Annotated in this window: 14 protein-coding genes; 12 read left to right on the plus strand and 2 right to left on the minus strand. The window is 70.6% G+C overall.

Features of this window, described 5'->3' with window-relative positions; genetic code table 11:
* Nucleotides 1-24 precede the first annotated feature (24 nt).
* The 12 genes from FVO59_RS07265 (at nucleotide 25) to FVO59_RS07320 (ending at nucleotide 14,018) form a co-directional block, all read left to right on the plus strand.
* The gene (locus tag FVO59_RS07265) at nucleotides 25-1,074 is read left to right on the plus strand and encodes a LacI family DNA-binding transcriptional regulator (protein ID WP_182256118.1); all 1,050 of its coding nucleotides are present in this window, start codon (nucleotides 25-27) and stop codon (nucleotides 1,072-1,074) included.
* Entirely contained in the window at nucleotides 1,071-2,012 is a 942-nt protein-coding gene (locus tag FVO59_RS07270; protein WP_182256120.1) for a carbohydrate ABC transporter permease, read from the plus strand. Before FVO59_RS07265 ends, FVO59_RS07270 begins: the two co-directional genes overlap by 4 nt.
* Nucleotides 2,009-2,848, plus strand: coding sequence for a carbohydrate ABC transporter permease (locus tag FVO59_RS07275; RefSeq protein ID WP_182256122.1), 840 nt, complete (start codon nucleotides 2,009-2,011; stop codon nucleotides 2,846-2,848). The genes FVO59_RS07270 and FVO59_RS07275 overlap by 4 nt, the downstream gene beginning before the upstream one ends.
* Nucleotides 2,849-2,905: 57 nt before the next feature.
* A complete protein-coding gene (locus FVO59_RS07280) occupies nucleotides 2,906-4,201 on the plus strand; it encodes an ABC transporter substrate-binding protein (RefSeq protein WP_182256124.1) in 1,296 nt (431 codons plus the stop codon).
* Nucleotides 4,202-4,295: 94 nt separating this feature from the next.
* Complete coding sequence (locus FVO59_RS07285) at nucleotides 4,296-5,465, plus strand: ADP-ribosylglycohydrolase family protein (RefSeq protein WP_182256126.1); 1,170 nt, start codon at nucleotides 4,296-4,298, stop codon at nucleotides 5,463-5,465.
* Nucleotides 5,462-6,826 (plus strand): ADP-ribosylglycohydrolase family protein, encoded by a 1,365-nt coding sequence (locus tag FVO59_RS07290; RefSeq protein WP_182256128.1) that lies wholly within the window; start codon nucleotides 5,462-5,464, stop codon nucleotides 6,824-6,826. Before FVO59_RS07285 ends, FVO59_RS07290 begins: the two co-directional genes overlap by 4 nt.
* The gene (locus FVO59_RS07295; protein WP_182256130.1) at nucleotides 6,823-7,752 is read left to right on the plus strand and encodes a ribokinase; all 930 of its coding nucleotides are present in this window, start codon (nucleotides 6,823-6,825) and stop codon (nucleotides 7,750-7,752) included. The genes FVO59_RS07290 and FVO59_RS07295 overlap by 4 nt, the downstream gene beginning before the upstream one ends.
* Before the next feature lie 4 nt (nucleotides 7,753-7,756).
* Nucleotides 7,757-9,715 carry an SUMF1/EgtB/PvdO family nonheme iron enzyme gene (locus FVO59_RS07300; protein ID WP_182256132.1) on the plus strand — a complete coding sequence of 653 codons (1,959 nt, stop codon included), beginning with the start codon at nucleotides 7,757-7,759 and terminating at the stop codon, nucleotides 9,713-9,715.
* Nucleotides 9,712-10,902 (plus strand): CaiB/BaiF CoA transferase family protein, encoded by a 1,191-nt coding sequence (locus tag FVO59_RS07305; protein WP_182256135.1) that lies wholly within the window; start codon nucleotides 9,712-9,714, stop codon nucleotides 10,900-10,902. Before FVO59_RS07300 ends, FVO59_RS07305 begins: the two co-directional genes overlap by 4 nt.
* On the plus strand, nucleotides 10,899-11,750 hold the full coding sequence (locus FVO59_RS07310) for an HpcH/HpaI aldolase/citrate lyase family protein (RefSeq protein WP_182256137.1): 852 nt from the start codon (nucleotides 10,899-10,901) through the stop codon (nucleotides 11,748-11,750). Before FVO59_RS07305 ends, FVO59_RS07310 begins: the two co-directional genes overlap by 4 nt.
* Nucleotides 11,751-11,786: 36 nt before the next feature.
* A complete protein-coding gene (locus FVO59_RS07315; RefSeq protein ID WP_182256139.1) occupies nucleotides 11,787-12,716 on the plus strand; it encodes a M15 family metallopeptidase in 930 nt (309 codons plus the stop codon).
* Between the two features lie 138 nt (nucleotides 12,717-12,854).
* Nucleotides 12,855-14,018, plus strand: coding sequence for an acyl-CoA dehydrogenase family protein (locus FVO59_RS07320; protein WP_182256141.1), 1,164 nt, complete (start codon nucleotides 12,855-12,857; stop codon nucleotides 14,016-14,018).
* A gap of 112 nt (nucleotides 14,019-14,130) precedes the next feature.
* Here FVO59_RS07320 and FVO59_RS07325 read toward each other — a convergent pair whose 3' ends face one another.
* On the minus strand, nucleotides 14,131-15,003 hold the full coding sequence (locus FVO59_RS07325) for a siderophore-interacting protein (protein ID WP_182256144.1): 873 nt from the start codon (nucleotides 15,001-15,003) through the stop codon (nucleotides 14,131-14,133).
* Nucleotides 15,004-15,013: 10 nt separating this feature from the next.
* Entirely contained in the window at nucleotides 15,014-17,407 is a 2,394-nt protein-coding gene (locus tag FVO59_RS16425) for an ATP-binding cassette domain-containing protein (protein ID WP_259363491.1), read from the minus strand.
* Nucleotides 17,408-17,424 lie beyond the last annotated feature (17 nt).

The following is a 17,424-nucleotide window of genomic DNA, read 5'->3' on the forward strand; positions in this document are numbered from 1 at the left end:
TTTACAGCACTCAAGGGAGAGTTCATGCCCCGAGCAACGATCACGCAGGTGGCCGCGCGCGCAGGCGTGTCGGTGGCATCCGCCTCGCGCGCGCTCAACGGTCAGATAGCGAGCGCCGAGACCATCGCCAAAGTCGAGAAGGCCGCCTCGGAGCTCGGCTATGTCGCCGACGCGACCGCGCAGTCGCTCAAGCGCGGCCGCACCTTCCAACTCGCCTACGCGGTCGCCGACATCGGCAACCCGGTGTATGTCGAGATGATGACGGCCATTCAGAAGGTGACCTCGGCATCCGGCTACCGCCTGATCCTCTCGTCGACGGGCGACGCGTCGTCATCCGTCGACGTCGTCCGCGACCTCAGTCGCGGTTACGTCGACGGCCTCATCATCTCGCCGCTGCGCGTCACGCCGGAGCTGCTCGATGCCCTCAGTGCGGTGCCGGTTCCGGTCGTGGTGCTGGGGCGGGTGCCAGGGGATGCCGGGTTCGACACCGTACGGGCAGACTCGCTCACCGCGATGAGACAGGTCGTCGACCACCTCGCCGAGCGCTCGCACCGCGACCTGGCGTTCATCAACGGCCCCGTCGACACGACGCCTGGTGCGTTCCGGCGCGACGGCTTCACCGCCGCTGTCGCCGCGCACCCCGAGGTGCGGGCACAGAGCGTGGTCGCGACCGATTTCACGATCGCCGCCGGGTATGAGGCGGCGATCCCGCTGCTCAGCGGTGCCGAGCGTCCGCACGCGGTGATCGCCGCGAACGACCTCATCGGAGTCGGAGTGCTGCGCGCCGCGGAAGACCTCGGGCTCTCGGTGCCAGGCGATCTCGCCGTCACCGGCATCGACGACACCGAGCTCGCCGCGGTCATGCGCCCCGGGCTGACCAGCGTCGACATGGGGGCCGCCGAGCGCGGTCGAGTCGCGGCCGAGCTGCTGCTCGCCCGCATCGCCGACGCCGAGCGGCCGACCCAGACCGTCGCCGTCGCGCCGCGGCTCGTGGTGCGCGGATCGACGCTCGAGAGCACGGAGCGCGCGGGCATCCCACTCGCGCCCGTCGACCTGGGGAGGGCTGCCGGATGAGCATCACCGCCGAACGGGCGCAGAAGCCCCCGCAGAAGGTGCGCCAGATCGGCGCACGCACGCGCGCCCAGCGCAAGGAGGCGATCGCACTCGTCGTCCCCGCGCTGCTGCCGATCATCATCTTCTCCGTCATCCCGCTGGTCAGCGGTGTCGCGATCGGCTTCACCGATGCCACGCTCAAGCGCAACGCCGAGATCAATTTCAACGGCTTCGAGAACTACATCGACCTCGCCGACAACCAGCGCTTCTGGGGTTCCTTCGGCATCGGCCTCATCTGGTCGGCATCCGTGGCCCTGCTGACGCTCGTGTGCGCGATGTGCCTCGCGCTGCTGCTCAACAGCGACCTGCGCCTCAAGGGCGTCACCCGCGTTCTCGCGCTCATCCCGTGGGCGATGCCGCCGGTGGTGATCGCGATCGTGTGGCGGATGATCTACAACCCGAACTCCGGTCCGCTCAACGGCATGCTCGAGTGGTTCGGCCTCCCGGGGGTCAACTGGCTCGGCGACTTCTCCACTGCGCTGCCCGCGGTGATCGTGGTCGGCGTCTGGTCTGGCATCCCGCAGACGACGGTGCTGCTGCTCGCCGGCATGCAGGCGATCTCGGCCGAGCAGCACGAGGCGGCCGCCGTGGACGGCGCCGGCGTCTTCCGGCGCTTCTGGCACGTCACGCTTCCCGCGCTGCGACCCGTGATCTTCGCGGTCACGTCGCTCGACTTCATCTGGCAGTTCAACTCGTTCGGCCTCATCTACGTGCTCACCGAGGGCGGACCCGGCGGACAGACGATGATCCCGCCGCTGTTCACCTACCTCGAGGCGTTCCGCAACCGCGAGATCGGCGCGGCGTCGGCCATGGGCAACGTCCTCGTCGTCGCGATCCTGATCATCCTGTCGCTGTACCTGATCAACCAGTTCCGCCAGAACAAGGGGGCGCGCGCATGATGACCAGACGCCCCTGGTACGCCACCGTGCTCATGTACGCCGGGCTGGCGTTCTTCCTCGCCTTCCTCGGCTTCCCCCTCGTGTGGCTCGTCTCGGCATCGTTCAAGTCGTCTCAGGAGCTCAACTCGCTCGCGGTGAACCTGATCCCCGCGCAGTGGGACTTCTCGAACTACGCCGCGGCCCTCGAGCGGCAGAACCTCATCCCCGCCGCGGCGAACTCGCTGCTCGTGTCGGTGGCGACCATGATCATCACCGTGCTGCTGTCGATGCCGATGGCCTACGCGCTCGCGCGGCTGCAGGGAAAGCTCCGGGCGGCCGGCACGATCTGGATCCTCACAAGCCAGGTGTTCCCGAGCATCCTGATCATCATCCCGCTGTTCCTGCTGCTGCGCACGATCAGCCTCAACGACACCCTCCTCGGCCTGATCCTCGTGTACGTCACGTTCACCATGCCGTTCACCCTGTGGATGCTGCAGGGGTACGTCGCGGCGATCCCGGTCGAGCTCGAGGAGGCGGCCGAGATGGATGGCGCGAACAGATTCACCATCCTGCGCCGCGTCGTGCTGCCCCTGCTCGCGCCCGGGCTCGTCGCGACCGCGATGTTCACGTTCGTGTCGGCATGGAACGAGTTCTTCCTCGCCCTCGTGCTGCTGCAGAGCCCCGAGCTGTACACCCTGCCCATCGCGCTGCGCTCGTTCCTCGGCGCTGAGGGCCAGACCCAGCTCGGTCCGCTGGCCGCGGGCGCGGTGCTCGCCACCATCCCATCGCTCATCATCTTCGGCATCCTCCAGAAGAAGCTCACCGGCGGCATGCTCGCCGGTGCCGTCAAGGGCTGATCCGCAGGGCCGAAACCCCCACCACCAGAACCACCGCATCACTGAAAGGCGATCATCATGAAGAGAATCCGAGGCATAGGCGCCATCGCACTCGCCGGCGTCGCAGCACTCGCCCTCACCTCCTGCAGCCAGGGAAGCGCGACGCGCGACTCCGGCGACGGGGAGGGCGGCGCAGTCACCCTGCAGTTCCAGTCGCTCTCCGACCAGCCTGCGACCCAGGCCGCGGTCAAGAAGGTCGTCGACAGCTGGAACAGCGAGAACCCCGACGTCCAGGTCGAGATCATCCAGGCCGGCTGGGACGGCACCTACGACAAGCTGATCACGCAGTTCACGGGCGGGACCGCACCCGACATCATCCACTTCGAGGCGAGCTCGATCGCGTCGTTCGCGGCAGACGGCTACCTCGCCGACCTCAGCGACCTCATCGACCCCGATCTGAAGTCCGACATCTCCGACGGCATCTGGGATTCGGTCACCGTGGGCGACGAGATCATCGCCTACCCCTCGACGCTGCAGTCGTACATGGCCTTCGCCAACGCGGATCTGCTGGAGCAGGCGGGGGTGGAGGTTCCCACCGGCGACAGCATGACGTGGGACGAGCTGGCCGAGATCGCGAAGGCGACGACCACAGCCGAGCACAAGGGCCTCGGCTGGGGCCTCGCCTCGCCCACCGCGACGATGATGAGCCTGTCGCTCGGCTTCGACGGCGGCTACTTCTCGGGCGAGGGCGAGGACGCGAAGATCGAGGTCGGCGACGACGAGCTGGCTGTGCCCGAGCGCATCCACGAGATGGCCTACACCGACCAGTCGCTCGACCTGACGTCGCTGACGCAGTCGGGTTCCGACGTGCTGGCATCGTTCTACGGCGGCAAGGTCGCGATGACCGTGCAGGGATCGTTCCAGGTCACGAACATCGCGAAGGACGCCCCTGAGGGCTTCAACTGGGTCGCGCTTCCCCCGATCGAGGGCTCGGCGGGCGCCTTGCAGGCGGCCAACCCGCAGACCTATTCGGTGAACGTCGACTCCGAGCACGTCGACGAGTCGGCCGAGTTCCTGAACTACTTCATGAGCGCCGACAACCTCGCCGAGATCGCCTATGCCGACGCGCTGATCCCGTCGTCGGGCGAGGCTCGCGCGGCGCTGGAGGAGATGGCTGCCGACAACCCCGCATGGACTCAGGTGCTCGCCTCCGGTGAGGGACTCGAGGGTCCTCCCTTCCTCAAGGCCGACAAGTACACCGAGTGGAAGGACACCATCGCGACGCCGGCCTTCCAGCAGTACCTGGCCGACAAGATCAGCAAGGAGCAGCTGGCGACCCAGCTGTCCGACGGCTGGGCCGACATCGCCGGCTGAGCGCATACCGGCTGAGCGCATAACCGCTGAGCCTGGGTGGGACGGGCGCCGTGCCCGTCCCACCCGAAGAAAGACATACGAGACGAGGAGTGGAATGGACGTGCTGCAGGACCGAGTGGCCGGAGTGCTTGCGGGAGCCGCCGTGGGCGACGCGCTCGGCGGAGCCACCGAGGGATGGACCCCCGAGCAGATCGAGGAGCGCCACGGAGGCCGGGTCGAGGGCATCGTGGGACCGTTCCTCGATGACTGGCGCACGGCCCGCCCGATCGCGCCGTACCACAAGGGCGACGGTCACGTCACCGACGACACCCTGATGACCCACGCCCTCATCGAGGTGTACGCCAAGCGACGTCGTCATCTCGACGCGTTCGATGTCGCCGCCGACCTCGTGCCGCTGATGATCGGCGAGCGCCGATGGATCCCCGAGCTCGAAGACCAGGCGCTCATCCTGCAGCGGGTGTTCCTGGCCGAGAAGTGGATCGTCGCCAAGCTGCACTACGGCCACGCCGATCCGCGCGAAGCCGGTGTCGGCAACATCGTCAACTGCGGCGCGACCATGTACATGGCGCCCGTCGGGCTCGTGCACGTCGGCGACCCGCGCGGCGCGTACGCCGAGGCCATCGACCTCGCGGGTGCTCACCAGTCCTCGTACGGGCGCGAGGCTGCGGGCGTGTTCGCGGCCGCCGTCGCCGCCGCGGCCGCGCCAGGCGCATCGGTCGGCGACGTGCGCGCCGCGGTGACCGATGTCGCGCACGACGGCACCGCCGCCGCGATCGACGCGGTGCTCTCGGCCGTCGACGCCTTCGTCGCGGCAGGTGGCTCCGACGACCCGCGTGAGCTCGGTCGCACGATCCGCGCTGCGGTGTCGCCGTACGACACGGTCGGCGACCAGTACCGAGCGCCGGCGATGGACGCGCGCCTGCCCTCGCGCACCAAGTCGATCGAGGAGCTCCCCGTGGCTCTCGGCTTCGTGGTCGCACACGGCGGCGACGCCCGCGCCGCGATCCTCGACGCGGTCAACTACGGTCGCGACTCGGACTCGATCGCGACCATGGCCGGTGCGATCTGCGGCGGACTCGGCGGGATCGACGCGATCCCCGCGGAGTGGGTGCGCGATGTCGTCGCCGCGAGCCGGCTCGATCTCGACGGCGTCACGGCTGCGATGACGGAGGTCGTCCGCGATGTCGCCCTGGCGGACGCCGAGCGGGCGTCGCGTCGCGCCGCGAGCCTGCGTGAGCTGCTCGGCGCGGAGGCGGCCGCGTGAGACTGACCTGGGCCCAGCCCGAAGACCTCGTGCCGGCGGAGTTCGCGGCGCTGCGCGAGCAGGGCGTCGCCGAGTCGGCGCTCACTCCGATCGAGGAGCGGTGGGCGAGCGCCGGCGGATCGACGACCCTTGCTCCATCCGGCGCGAGCGCCACACCCGCGAGCGCCGAGCTGCGCGCGCTCGCCCGCGACGTGCTCGCCGAGCTGCAGACCCTGCAGCTGCCGGATGCCGCCGAACCGGACGAGTGGGACGCCATCGTCGGTCTCATGCGCGAGGCTCCGGTGCTGCCCACCACGGCCGCGTTCGACCGCGTCCACGGCGCGTGGGCGGGACGAGCCGCTGGATGCCTGCTTGGCAAGCCCGTCGAGAAGATCCCCCGCGAGGGCATCGAGCAGATCGCACGTTCGACGGGCAACTGGCCTATCCGCGGCTACTTCACCGCGGAGGGGCTGCCGCCGGAGGTCGCGGAGCAGTGGCCCTGGAACCGGCGCTCAGCGCCCACCTCGCTGGTGGAGAACATCGACGGGATGCCCGAGGACGACGACCTCAACTTCCCCATCCTCGCCCTCGACCTCCTCGAGCAGCACGGCGCGCAGCTGTCGACCGACGACATCGCGCAGGCCTGGCTCGCCTCGCTGCCGGCCGGTCGCGTCTTCACGGCCGAGCGGGCCGCGTACCGCAACATCCTCGACGCCAGGCCGGTGCCCGAGACCGCCACGCACCTCAACCCATTCCGCGAGTGGATCGGCGCGCTCATCCGCGCCGACGTGCACGGCTGGGCGCACCCCGGCGACGTCAGGGCGGCGGCACGGTCCGCATGGATCGACGCGCGCCTCAGCCACACCCGGAACGGCATCTACGGCGAGATCTGGGCGGCGGCGCTGTGCGCCGCCTCGATCGTCGCCGAGACGCCGGATGAGGTGCTGGATGCCGCCGATGCTGTCGTGCCACCGGCATCCCGACTCGCCGCGGCGGTGCGCCTCGGGCGCGAGACCGGGCGCGCGCTCGCGTCGGGAGACCTGACTCTCGACACCGCGCTGGATGCCCTGCACGACGAGTTCGTCGGCATGCACTGGGTCCACACGCTCAACAACGCCGCCCTCACCGCGTGCGCAGTGCAGGCACACGGCACCGACTTCGGCTCGGCGATCGCCCTCGCGGTGGCCGGCGGGTGGGACACGGACTCGGTGGGAGCCACGGTCGGGTCGGTCGTGGGCGGGCTGATCGGCGCCGACGCGATCGACCAGGCCTGGACGGCTCCGCTGCGTGACAGCATCGCGACCTCGATGCCGGGTGGTGCCGAGCGCTCGATCCGCGAGCTCGCCGAGCGCACTCTGCGCCTGTCGGAGGAGCGGTCATGAGCGTCGTCATCGTCGGCAGCGTCAACCAGGACGTCGTGGCGCGCGTCGCGCGCATCCCGATGCCCGGCGAGACGGTGCTCGGCAGCTCTCTCACGCGCTCGGGCGGCGGCAAGGGCGCCAATCAGGCGGTCGCCGCGCGGCGCGCCGGCGGTGCGGAGGTCGCGTTCGTCGGCGCTGTGGGGGCGGATGCCGACGGCGCGCTGCTGCGCGCCGCCCTCGAGCACGATGGCATCGACGTGTCGGGGCTCGCCGAGGTCGACGGCCCGAGCGGCACCGCGCTGATCGCGGTCGACGAGCACGCCGAGAACACCATCGTGGTCGTGCCGGGGGCCAACGCCGCCCTCGGGCGGCTGACCGACGCTCAGCGCGCGGTCGTCACCCGATCGCGAGTGCTGCTCACCCAGCTCGAGGTTCCCGCCTCGTTCGTGCTGGATGCGGCGCACGCGCGACCCGCCGATGCCTGGCACGTGCTCAACGCGGCGCCTTCCGCCCCGTTCGCCCGTGCAGCGGATGCGCTGTTCGCCACGACCGACGTGCTCGTCGTCAATGAGCACGAAGCGCTCGAGATCGCCGGTGAGACCGCCCTCGAGAAGGCCGTGGTCGCGCTGTCGGCGCGCGTGCGCTCCCTTGTCGTGACCCTCGGCGCGAAGGGCTCGCTGGTCGCGGTCGACGGCGAGCGTGTCGAGGTCGCCGCCATCCGCGCCGACGCCGTCGATACCACGGGAGCCGGCGACACCTTCTGCGGCGTCCTGGCCGCCCGTCTTGCGGCATCCGGTCGGCGGCCGGACGAGGCCGATGCCGGGCTGCTGGCCGATGCCGCGAGGTGGGGAGCGGCGGCATCCGCCATCTCCGTCACCCGATCAGGGGCACAGGACGCCGTGCCCACCGCCACCGAGGTGGCCCATCTGCGCCGAGAGAGCGAGTGAGACCGTGAGCAGTGGATTCGATCCCCTCCATCCCCGGGAGCTGGACCGTCCGACGACCGTGCCGCTGCGTGATGCTGACGGCGCCCTGATCGATGTCGCCGCCGGCGCCGACGCGCTGGTCATGGACGACGGCAAGATCTTCGCCGCGCCGTCGGACCCCGCGCAGCTCGACGACTGGCGGGCGCAGCTCACCGCCTGGCGGGAGGGCGCCCGCGCCAGGAACGGGATCCCCACGCGGTACGACGACGAGGCCTCGCACTGGGCCGCGCGATGCTTCACCGTCGCGCAGGTGTGGCTGTGGGACGAGCTGTTCTTCGACTTCGAGGCGCAGCGGTTCACCCCTGAGCGGTTCGCCGCCGACGCCCGCCGGCGCTTCGGCGGCCTCGACGGCGTCGTGCTGTGGCATGCGTACCCGGTGATCGGCATCGACGACCGCAACCAGTGGGACTTCTACGACGTGCCTGGACTCGCCGACGCCGCGGCCGCACTGCACGAGCTCGGCATCGCGGTCTTCGTCGACTACAACCCGTGGGACACGGGTACGCGCCGCGCCGGCGACGACGCCACCGAGCTCGCCGCCACCGTGCGCCGGCTCGGCGCCGACGGCATCTTCCTCGACACGCTCAAGAAGGCCGACCCCGAGATGGTCGCCGCCCTCGACGCCGCGCGCCCCGGCATCGGCTTGGAAGGCGAGTCGAAGCTCGCGACCGAGCGCATCGCAGATCACACCCTGTCGTGGGCGCAGTGGTTCGCCGACTCGGAGGCGCCCGGCGTGCTGCGCGCGCACTGGTTCGAGCGCAGGCACATGCAGCACCACATCCGCCGGTGGCACCGAGACCACGCCGAAGAGCTGCGCTCGGCCTGGCTCAACGGTGTCGGGATGATGGTGTGGGAAGTCGTCTTCGGGGTGTGGGTCGGGTGGAACGACCGCGACGCCGCGACGCTGCGGCGCATGCTGCCGGTGCAGCGCGGACTGCACCGCTGGCTGGTGGACGGCGAGTGGACGCCTCTCGCCGTGCATCAGGCTCCCGTCTTCGGGTCGACGTTCGACCTCGACGGATCGCTGCTGCTGCTCCTGGCCAACACGTCCGATGCGGACGTCTCTTACCGGCTGGAGGGCACCGGCTGGCAGCCGCTGCATACCGGCGACTCGGCGGGCGCGATCACCGTGCCCGCGCAGGGCATCGCCGCCGCGATGAGGGTCACGGGCGAGGAGCCGGCTGAACTGGCCGCCGTGCGTGCGGCTCTGACCCACGAGGTCGCGGTGGCGAAGGCATCCTTCCCGCACCGACGGGCGCACCGGCTCGCGCCGGCTCCGAGCGGACGCATCGTCGCCGACGATGCGGTGCGCACTGACGCCGCCGCCCGGACCGTGACCGTTCCCGCAGGCGAGCACGTGCTGACCGTCCGCTACCGCGCTCGCGAGACGGGCATGTACGACGGTGCGCCGTACGTCGACGAGTGGAAGCCGCTTCCGCCGCGCCTGCATGACCAGCGCACGCTCGAGCGCGTCGCCGAGCTGGCGCTGCCCGTGCGGGTCGCCGCCGCCGAGGTGAGCGAGGCGGACTATGCGCTCTACCTCGAGGCCATCGGGGAGCCTGTCGTCTCGCGCGGCCCCGAGCGACCCGCGACCGGCGTCACCTTCGCCCGGGCGCGCGACTACGCGCGGTGGGTCGGCGGGCGGCTGCCGACGGAAGACGAATGGCAGCTCGCCGCCGTGATGCCGGGGTTCGAGCGTCGCACCCCCGAGGTGTGGAACTGGACCGAGTCGGAGCACTCCGACGGACGCACCCGCTTCGTCATGCTCAAGGGCGGCAGCGCGCATGAGAGCACCGGATCGGACTGGTACGTCGACGGCGGCGTGCGCGACCCCGAGTTCGCTCTGAAGCTGCTCCTGCCCGGGCTCGGGCAGGACGCCTCGCCCTCGATCGGATTCCGAGTGTGCTGGGAGGATGAGGCATGACGACGCCGCTGACCGGACTGCGCGTGGTCGACGCGTCGACGCTGTTCGCAGGCCCCATGGCAGCCATGCACCTGGGCGACATGGGCGCCGAGGTGATCAAGGTCGAGCACCCCACCAGACCCGATCCCGCGCGGGGTCACGGCCCCAGCAAGGACGGCCAGAACCTGTGGTGGAAGACCCTCGGTCGGAACAAGCGCACCGTCGCGATCGACCTCCACACCGACGGCGGGCGCGAGGCGTTCCTGCGTCTGGCACACTCCGCCGACGTGGTGATCGAGAACTTCCGGCCAGGCACGCTCGAGCGCTGGGGGCTCGATTACGAGACCCTGTCTTCCGAGAATCCGGGGCTGGTGCTCGCGAGGGTGACCGGGTTCGGGCAGATCGGCCCGTACCGCTCCCGCCCCGGGTTCGGCACGCTCGCCGAGGCGATGAGCGGCTTCGCCGCGTCTACCGGCGAACCAGACGGCCCGCCCACGCTGCCGCCGTTCGGGCTGGCCGACGGCATCGCCTCACTCGCAACGGCGTACGCCGTGATGGTGGCGCTGCACTCGCGGGCGGCATCGGGCGTCGGTCAGGTCGTGGACGTGGCGATCATCGAGCCGATCCTCGCGATGCTCGGCCCGCAGATCACCCGATGGGATCAGCTGCAGACGGCGCAGCCGCGCACGGGCAACAGGTCGATGAACAACTCGCCGCGCAACGCGTACCGCACATCGGAGGGGTCATGGGTCGCCGTGTCGGCGAGTGCGCTCTCGATCGCCCAGCGGGTCGTGACGCTCGTCGGCCGGCCCGAACTCGCCGACGAACCGTGGTTCGCGACCGGCGCGACGCGCGCCGAGCATGCGGACGAGATCGACGAGGCCGTCGGGTCGTGGATCGCGAGGCACACCAGAGACGAGGTCGTCGCCGCGTTCGAAGAGGCCCAGGCGGCCGTCGCCCCTGTGTATGAGCCGGCCGACATCGTCGCCGACCCGCAGTTCAACGCCCTCGGCACCATCCACCGCATCCACGATGTCGACCTCGGCGAGATGGCGATGCAGGGGCCGCTGTTCCGCCTCTCCCGGGACGACGCGAGCATCGCCTTCACCGGCCGAGGCCATGCAGCCGACACCGACGAGGTGCTCGCAGAGCTCGGTTTCGCCGAGGCCGACATCGCGCGCCTGCGCGAGGAGGGGGCGGTCGCATGAGCGATCGGCCGACCATGGTGGCGCTGTACGCGCCTGCCGATCGCCCTGAGCGCTTCGGCAAGGCGCTGGACGCCGGTGCAGATGCCGTCATCGTCGACCTCGAGGACGCCGTGACCGCGTCGCGCAAGGACGAGGCGCGGGCGGCGCTCGACGCCTTCGCCGAGGAGTGGCGCTCGCGCGCTTCTGCGCGGCCGACGGTGCAGGTGAGGGTGAACGCGATCGGGTCGCGCTGGCACGATGACGATCTGGCCGCTGTCGGCCGACTGCCCGCCGAGTTCGATGTGCGCCTGCCGAAGACGCAGTCCGCCGCAGATGTGCAGGCAGTGAGCGCAGCCGTTCCCGCCCGGCGGGTGCATGCCCTGATCGAGACGCCGCTCGCCGTCGAGCGGGCGTACGAGATCGCGTCGTCGGGTGCGGCGTCCATCGGGGCGGGAGAGGCGGATCTGCGCTCGGCGCTCGGCATCCCCACCGGCACGGCGGGCGAGCCCGGCCTGCTGTACTCGCGCTCGCGGCTCGTGAACGCAGCCGCCGCCGCAGAGCTGCCGCCGCCGCTCATGGCCGTCTGGGCCGACGTCGCCGATCTGGATGGCCTCGAGCAGAGCTGCCGTGCCGGCAGGGCTCTGGGGTACGCCGGTCGCACAGCCGTGCACCCCAGGCAGATCGACGTGATCCGCCGGGTGTTCACCCCGACCCCCGCCGAGGTCGAGCGCGCGCAGAGGATCGTCGACCGGGTCGCATCGGCTGCCGCAGACGGCTCGGGCGCCTTCGTCCTCGACGACGGCACGTTCATCGATGTCGCGATGCTGCGCGGCGCCGAGCGGATCGTCGCGGCGGCCTCCAGATCCTGAGCCGCAGATCAGGGCCACGTGGGGGACAATGGTGCGGTGAGCGCCGCGCAGACCCGACATGCCGCGCGTGAACCGCTCGCCGTCCGTGTGGCGACACCGATCGGCGTGCTGTTCACGGCGGTCGCGTCGCTGGCGACCCTGTGCGGAGTGCTCGCCACGCAGCCGCCCGCAGTACCTACGCCGCCCGCTCCGGCCGCGGCCATGGCGATCCCCGGGATCCTGGTCGACGCGCAGATCGCGGCGAACCCGTGTGCGTCCGACGAGGTTCGCGCCATGCTCGAGGCGGGCGACGACGCGGCCACCGTGATGTCGTTCGGAGGAGGGGCTGAATTCCGCGAGGCCGTCGTGAGTGGCAACGCGCCGTGCATCTCGCTCTCGGATCCGAGTCGATCGTGGGTGGTCGTCAACAAGCAGCGCCCGCTGGAGCCGGCGAGCTTCGCCCCGGCATCCCTCGCCGACATCGACCTGCGCGCCACCACCCTCTCGAACGAGCTTCGACCAGAGCCCAAGCTCGCGCTCGAGGCGATGGCGGCCGACGCGCGTGCGGCCGGGGCGGGCGTCATCGGCGTCAACAACGGCTACCGCTCGTACGGGGTGCAGCAGCGCACCTACGGTGCGCACGTGCGCGATCGAGGCCAGAGCGGCGCGGATGCCGTGTCGGCGCGTCCTGGGTTCAGCGAGCATCAGAGCGGTCTCGCGTTCGACCTCGTCGCGTGCGACGCGACCTGCGGCAGCATCGAGGCGTTCGGGCCGACGGCTCAGGGGCGCTGGGTCGCCGAGAACGGGTGGCGCTACGGGTTCATCGTGCGCTACGAGCACGGTCACACCGGCACCACCGGCTACGCACCCGAGCCGTGGCACATCCGGTACATCGGACCCGAACTGGCGAAGGCGTATCACGACGGCGGATTCCACACACTCGAGGAGTTCTTCGGTCTTCCGCCGGCGCCGGACTACAGCCACTGAGGCTGCTCTGAGGCATCCGACAAACGCGATACGCAGTGTCACGGTGTGTGAGACTTGTTCCCACAAATCACTGTTCGGCGGTGTCTTTCCGACCTAGACTCGCCGTGCGAGGACGCACACGACTTTCAGGAGGACGCCATGCAGCGCGACATCTACGAAGAGGATCACGAGGCCTTCCGCGACCTGGTCAAGGACTTCGTCAAGCGGCACGTCTCGAACGAGTCGATCGAGCGGTGGGATGCCGCGGGCGAGATCGACCGCGAGACGATGCTCGCCGCAGGCGAGGCCGGCATCATCGGCCTGTCCGTTCCCGAGGAGTTCGGCGGCGCGGGGATGCTGCAGGACTACCGCTTCCGCGCGATCGTGAACGAGGAGGTCATCGGCGCCGGCGCCGGCTCGCTGGCCGGCGCCCTCGGCATCCAGGACGACCTGGCCGTGCCCTACCTCGTGCACATGGGCACGCAGGCGCAGAAGGAGAAGTGGCTGCCGCGCATGGCGACCGGCGAGATCCTCGGGGCCCTCGCGATGACCGACCCCGGCGCCGGCAGCGACCTGCGCGGCATCAAGACCAATGCCAAGAAGGTCGACGGCGGCTACATCCTCAACGGGGCCAAGACATTCATCTCGTCCGGCACCACAGCCGACATCGTCGTCACCTTCGTCAAGACCGGAGAGGGCAACCGCCCCGACGCGTTCAGCCTGCTGATCGTCGAGAAGGGCATGGAGGGGTTCGACCAGGGAAAGAAGCTCAGCAAGATGGGCTTCCACGGGTGGGACACCGCCGAGCTCAGCTTCACCGACGTCTTCGTGCCCGACGAGAACCTCATCAGCGGCAAGGAGGGTCAGGGCTTCATCCAGCTGATGATGAACCTTCCGCTCGAGCGTCTGTCGATCGCCGTGTCGGCTGCGGCCGTGGTGCAGGCCGCCGTGAGGTGGACGGTCGAGTACACCAAGGACCGCGAGGCGTTCGGCGAGCGGGTCATCGACTTCCAGAACACGCGGTTCCGCATCGCCGACATGGCGACCACCGCCGACGCCGTGTGGGCTTACGTCGACCGTGGCCTCAAGGCCTACGCCGACTCGAAGCTCACCGCCGAAGAGGCCGCGCAGCTGAAGTTCTGGGTGACCGAGCGCGAGTGGGAGGTGCTCGACATGGGCGTGCAGCTGCACGGCGGCTACGGCTACATCATGGAGTACCCGATCGCCCGCGCCTTCACCGACGCCCGCGTGCACCGCATCTACGGCGGCACGAACGAGATCATGCGCGAGATCGTCGGCCGCCAGATCGCAGGCAGGCGCTGACCTCATCGCAGACGGCGCCGATGCGTCGCTCGAAAGATCAGAAGTGCAGGTTCCCGGCCCCGGGAGCCTGCACTTCTGATCTTTCGCCGTGGTTGAGGACCGGCGCGGCGGATCAGGCGGGCCGCGCCGCGGCCGCGCGTGCCGCGTTCGACGCGGGTGACGCGGAGCCGATCTTCCAGTAGCCGGTGAAGCTCACGAGGTGCTTGTCGACGCCCCGCTCGCCGACGAGCAGCCTGCGGCCGCCGGATGCGAGCGACTGCTCCCCCGCGATGTAGGCGTGAGCCCCGGCATCCGGCGAATCCGCCGAGCGCAGCGCGGCCAGCGCGCCAGCGCCAGGCGCGGCGGGGCCGGTGCGCACCACCCACCGCAGCTCGATGCCCTCGGGGTGCGGGAAGTCGAGCGCGTCGGCCTCCGTCGGCACCTCGACGATCGCGATTCCGGATGCCGTGGCCGGAAGCGACGCGCAGATGCCGGCGATCGCCGGCAGCGCCGTCTCATCGCCCACGAGCACGACGCGCTCCTCGCCACGCGCCGGGTTGAACGAGAGCCCCTCGTCGATGATCAGCACATGCTCCCCGGGGGCGCAGGTCTCGGCCCAGCGCGACGCGGGCCCCGCCGTGCCGTCGGCCGCTGAGCCGTGCAGCACGAAGTCGACGTCGATCTCGGCACCCGCGTCGGCCGTCGCCGTGCGGTGCGCGCGGATCGTGTAGTTGCGCAGGACGGGTCGCTCGCCGTCGGGGATCCGCAGGAACTTCAGATAGCCGAACACCTTGTTGGCCTTCGCCGGGACCCGCTCGAGCCCGGCCTCGCCGCTGATCGGCAGGAACAGCCGCACCCACTGGTCGTAGCCCATCGGCTGGAACCGGTCGATGTCGCCGCCGCCGAGCGTGACGCGCATCCATCCGGGTGAGAGCCGCTCGGTGCGCAGCACGGTCAGGTGCAGAAGCTCGGCCGATGCCGGCTTGACGATCTTGCTGATGGACATGAGTCGCCTCTCAGATGGGCTGCCAGGGGAAGGTGACGGTGAAGACGACGGCCGACGCCAGCAGCACCGCTGCGGTGAAGATCGTGTCGCGTGCACGCCAGACGATGAGGTGCCGCTCCGTGCGGGAGGCGTGGGCGCCGAAGGCGCGGGCATCCATCGACAGCGCGACCCGCTCGGCATGGCGGATGCCCGACGCCAGCAGCGGCACGATGTATCCCCAGCCGCGCACGAGCCTCGCCAACGGCCCCTTGCCTCCGCCGTGCCCGCGCACCCGGTGCGCGGCGCGGATGATCGACAGCTCGTATCCGAACCGCGGAACGAAGCGGTACGCCGCCAGGGCCGTGTACCCGATCCGGTACGGCACCCGAAGCTGCTGCACGGCGGCGCGCACGAGGTCGGGGCCGCTCGTGGTCAGGCCGCTCACGAGTGCGAGCGCGAGGATCGCGGCCAGGCGCAGCGCGGTCGCGAGACCGACGACCAGAGCCCCGGACCGCAGCGTCCAGTCTCCGATCGTCAGCACCGCATCGGTGCCCGACACCTGCCCCGGGTCGATCCACACCCCGAAGCCGACGGTGAGCACGGCGATGGCGATCGGCACGCCGAGCAGCAGCACCGCGCAGGCGCGGCGGGTGAGTCGTGCGCCGGTGAGCACCACGAGATACGCCAGCGAGAGGAGGATCGCCGGGGTCAGCAGATCGCGGGTGAACGCCAGCAGCACCATCGCTGGCACGACCGCGCCCAGCTTGGCGAGCGGGTTGAGCGCATGCAGCCAGAACCGCGGAGGCACCGCGGCGTCGGCGTACGGATCGGTCGGGGTGGGCTCGGTCGCAGGCGAGACCCCGGATGCCGTGGCAGGCGGCGCCTCACCACTCTGCTCCGCTCGCAGGACATCGGCGGTCGGGCCGGACGCGACCACCTTCCCGCCGTCGAGCAGCACAGCGTGGGTGGCGTACTCCTCTACCAGGCGTCGATCGTGCGTGACGATCACGACGGTCGTGCCGCGGCGCTGCAGATCCTGCAGCATGCCGAGCAGCTCGGCGGCCCGCGCACGATCCTGGCCGAAGGTGGGCTCGTCGAGCGCGATCACCGCCGGGCGGGCGATCAGTGCGGTGCCGACCGACAGGCGGCGCTTCTCTCCGCCCGAGAGCAGGAACGGGTGCACATCGGCCTTCGCCTGCAGGTCGAGGCGCGTGAGCATCTCGTCGACGCGTTCGTCGATGTCGGCGGGGTCGAGGCGCTGCAGGCGCAGTCCATGCGAGAGCTCGTCGCGCACGGTGCCCGCGATGAACTGGTGCTCGGGGTTCTGGAACACGAAGCCCACGCGAGAGGCGAGAAGGCGCGGCGAGGCGCGGCCGGCATCCAGCCCCTCGATCAGCACCTCGCCCGCGGTCGGCGGCACCACCCCGCCGAGGGCCTGCAGCAGCGTCGTCTTGCCGGCGCCGTTGGCGCCGATCATCGCGGTGAACGACCCCGCCGTGATCTCGAGGGACGGCACATCGAGTACGCGCGTGCCGTGCTTGTCGACGACCAGATCGCGCACCGAGATCGCGGAGCTCCCATCGGACAGGGCCGGGCCAGCCGCGCTCGCCGCGACGGCGGTCGCTGGGCCAGCCGCGCTCGCCGCGGGCGACGGGCCGAGGTCGAATGCCGGCAGGACGCCGAGTCCGCGCAGCGTGTCCGCATGCTCGTGGATGACCTGCTGCGGCGGCCCGTCGAGCAGCAGTCGGCCGTCATGATCCAGCACCATCACCCGGGTCGCGAGGTCGATCGCCGCATCGACGTCGTGCTCGACCAGCACGATCGCACGCTCCCCGGCATCCCGGACGAGAGCCGCGAGCGCGGCATAGACGTCCTGCACACCCTGCGGATCCAGATTCGCGGTCGGCTCGTCGAGCACGATCACCCGTGAGCGCACAGCCAGGGCGCAGGCGATCGCGAGACGCTGCCGGCCGCCGCCCGAGAGGAGATCGGGGTTCCAGCGGCGGCGGCTCCAGAGCCCGACACGACCCAGCGCATGCTCTGAGCGGGCGAGGACCTCGGATGCAGGGAGGCGGAGGTTCTCGAGAGCGAAGGCGACCTCGTCGAGCACGGTTCCGGTGACGAGCTGAGAATCGGGGTCCTGGAAGACCAGCGACACCTCGGTGCTGAGCTCGGCGACCGGCGCGTCGCGGGTATCACGGCCGGCGACGTGCACCGTGCCGTCGAGCCGTGCCTCGACGGACTGCGGGATGAGCCCGTTCAGCGCGAGGGTGAGGGTGGATTTGCCCGACCCGCTCGGGCCGAGCACCAGGACCACCTCTCCCGGATGCACGTCGAACGAGATGCCGCTCGGGGAGGGGTGCGCGGCGCCCGCGTGCGTGACGCTGAGGTCGCGCACGCGCAGCAGGGGCGCGGAAGAGCGCACGGCGGGTCCTCTGTGAG

Source organism: Microbacterium esteraromaticum (assembly GCF_014084045.1).
In the GTDB taxonomy this organism is placed as follows: domain Bacteria; phylum Actinomycetota; class Actinomycetes; order Actinomycetales; family Microbacteriaceae; genus Microbacterium; species Microbacterium esteraromaticum_D.